A 2,583-nucleotide genomic window follows, 5' to 3' on the forward strand; every position below is an offset into this window, starting at 1 on the left:
GGGGGAGAGGGGGGAGAGGAAAGGGGGAGGGGGAAGGGGGGGAAGGGCGAGACGGGCGCGCTACGCCACCTGCACCTGGATCGTGTGCCAGCCGGTCGCGCCGTCGGGCGCGGGGGGCGCCTCGGTGACGGTCTGCACTTCACCGGTCGCGCTCGTCGCGCGGCAGCGCACCGTGTGAGAGCCGGATGCCGCGGCCCACGGCACGCTCCACTGCACCCACGTGTCGGCGCTGATCGCCGAGGCGAGGGTCGCGGGGGTCCACGGTCCGTCGTCGACCTGCACCTCGACCCCCTTCACGCCGACGTGCTGCTGCCAGGCCACCCCCGCGATGACGGTCTCGCCCGCCGTCACCTGCGCGCCCGCGCGGGGCACGTCGATGCGGGACTCGAGCTTCACCGGGCCGTGGTCCGACCATCCCCGGTCGGTCCAGTAGGCGGTGGCGTCGGCGAACCGTGTGACCTCGAGGTCGGTGACCCACTTGGTCGCCGACACGTAGCCATAGAGGCCGGGCACCACCATCCGCACCGGGAACCCGTGCTCGATCGGCAACGGTTCGCCGTTCATCGCGACGGCGAGGATCGCCTCGCGGTTCGGGTCGGTGAGCGTCTCGAGCGGGGTCGAGGCGGTGAAGCCGTCGACCGACATCGACAGCACCATGTCGGCGCTCGACTGGGGCTTCGCGCGGGCGAGCAGCTCGCGGATCGGATATCCGAGCCACACGGCGTTGCCGATGAGGTCGCCGCCTACCTCGTTCGAGACGCAGGTGAGGGTCGCGACGCTCTCGGCGAGCGGGAGCGCGAGCAGCTCGTCCCAGGTGATGACGACCTCCTGGTCGACGAGTCCGTGGATGCGCAGCTGCCACGTCGACGGATCGACCTGCGGCACGACGAGCGCCGTGTCGATGCGGTAGAAGTCGGCGTTCGGCGTGATGACGGGGGACAGGCCCGACAGTCCGAGCTCGGCGCCCGCGGGGACGGCCACGGTCGAGACAGGTGTGGGGAGCGTGATCGCCCGCCGCACGGCGGTGACCGCGCGGCTGCCGGCCTGAACGGCCACGCTTCCGAGCAGGGCGGCGAGGCCGACGACGGCGGTCGCGCCGCTCCAGACGAGGAAGTCGCGACGCGTCGGCAGCGGGCCCTCGAGCGGGGGGATGCCGCGGGGGATCCGCGCGACCAGCAGCCGCAGGGCGATCACGCCCACGGCCCCGGCGACGGCCGACGGCAGGAAGGAGAGGGTCGCGGCATCCGCTCTCGTCATGGCGGCCGCGATGCCGGCGAGTCCGGCGAGACCGAACAGCGCCTGCCCGACCCCGCGCCAGCGCAGCTCGAGCACCCCGGCGGCGGCCGCGACGATCGCGGCGACGATGCCGACGAGCGTGAGCAGTGCCGCCTTGTCGCCGGTGCCGAACAACGAGATCGTGGCGTCCTTCGCCCACGGCGGCGCGATGTCGATGAGGAACGACCCGACGGCGGCGAACGGGCTCGCACCGGGCGCCGCGAGTCCCGCGACGAGCTCGCCGACACCGGATGCCGCCACTCCCGCGACGACCCCCGCGAGCGCCGCCCGTGCGGCCTCGCCGCGTCGTGCCGCGTGGGGGGATTCGCTCACGCGCCGAGCCTACGACCGCCGCCACGGTGCACGGCCCGGATCGCGCGGATGCTGGCGGAACGCGCAGGTTGCGCCGCGGCATCCGCCCGTGTCGGCACCGCCGTGCATCGGTAACACTCGCGCAACATGCCCCCGACTAGGGTGAGTGCATGGGCGACCTGTTCGACGGCTACGGCTCCACTCTCGCCCCGCGAAAGACGTCGCAGGGCCTCCCCGCGTTCGACGAGATGTTCGGCCACCCCGAGCACACCGGCGACGCCGTGGCTTCGCGGCAGACCTACCGGGAGCTGCACCAGGCACTGGCGCGCATGACGCAGGACGAGCTGCGCGGACGCACCGAGTCGCTCGCGAACTCGTACCTCGCGCAGGGTGTCACCTTCGACTTCGCGGGCGAGGAGCGGCCCTTCCCGCTCGACGCCGTGCCGCGGGTCATCGACTACGCGGAGTGGTCGGAGATCGAAGCGGGCGTGAAGCAGCGCGTGCGGGCGCTGGAGGCGTTCCTCGACGACGCCTACGGCCGGCAGAACTGCGTGCGCGACGGGGTGATCCCGGCGAAGCTCATCGCCTCGAGCCAGTACTTCTATCGGCAGGCCTATGGCATCCACGCCGCGAACGGCGTGCGCATCCAGGTCTCGGGCATCGACCTCATCCGCGACGAGAACGGCAAGATGCGCGTGCTCGAGGACAACGTGCGGGTGCCGTCGGGCGTCAGCTACGTCATCTCGAACCGTCGGGTCATGGCGCAGACCCTGCCGGAGCTGTTCGTGTCGATGCGTGTGCGCCCGGTGGGCGACTACCCGAACCGGCTGCTGGCGGCACTGCGCGCCTCGGCGCCCGCCGGTATCGAGGACCCCAACGTGGTCGTGCTGACCCCGGGTGTGTACAACTCGGCCTACTTCGAGCACACGCTGCTCGCCCGCCTCATGGGAGTCGAGCTCGTCGAGGGCCGTGACCTGCAGTGCATCGGCGGCAAGG

At 72.3% G+C, this 2,583-nt stretch carries 2 protein-coding genes; one reads left to right on the plus strand and one right to left on the minus strand.

Annotated elements, in window-relative coordinates:
* Positions 1-60: 60 nt before the first annotated feature.
* Complete coding sequence (locus ASG00_RS11825) at positions 61-1,608, minus strand: molybdopterin-dependent oxidoreductase (protein WP_056209831.1); 1,548 nt, start codon at positions 1,606-1,608, stop codon at positions 61-63.
* Positions 1,609-1,757: 149 nt separating this feature from the next.
* Here ASG00_RS11825 and ASG00_RS18360 point away from each other — a divergent pair.
* The coding region (locus tag ASG00_RS18360; RefSeq protein ID WP_442922648.1) for a circularly permuted type 2 ATP-grasp protein at positions 1,758-2,583 on the plus strand (826 nt) is incomplete at its 3' end.

The organism is Microbacterium sp. Leaf351 (assembly GCF_001423825.1).
Taxonomy (GTDB): domain Bacteria; phylum Actinomycetota; class Actinomycetes; order Actinomycetales; family Microbacteriaceae; genus Microbacterium; species Microbacterium ginsengisoli.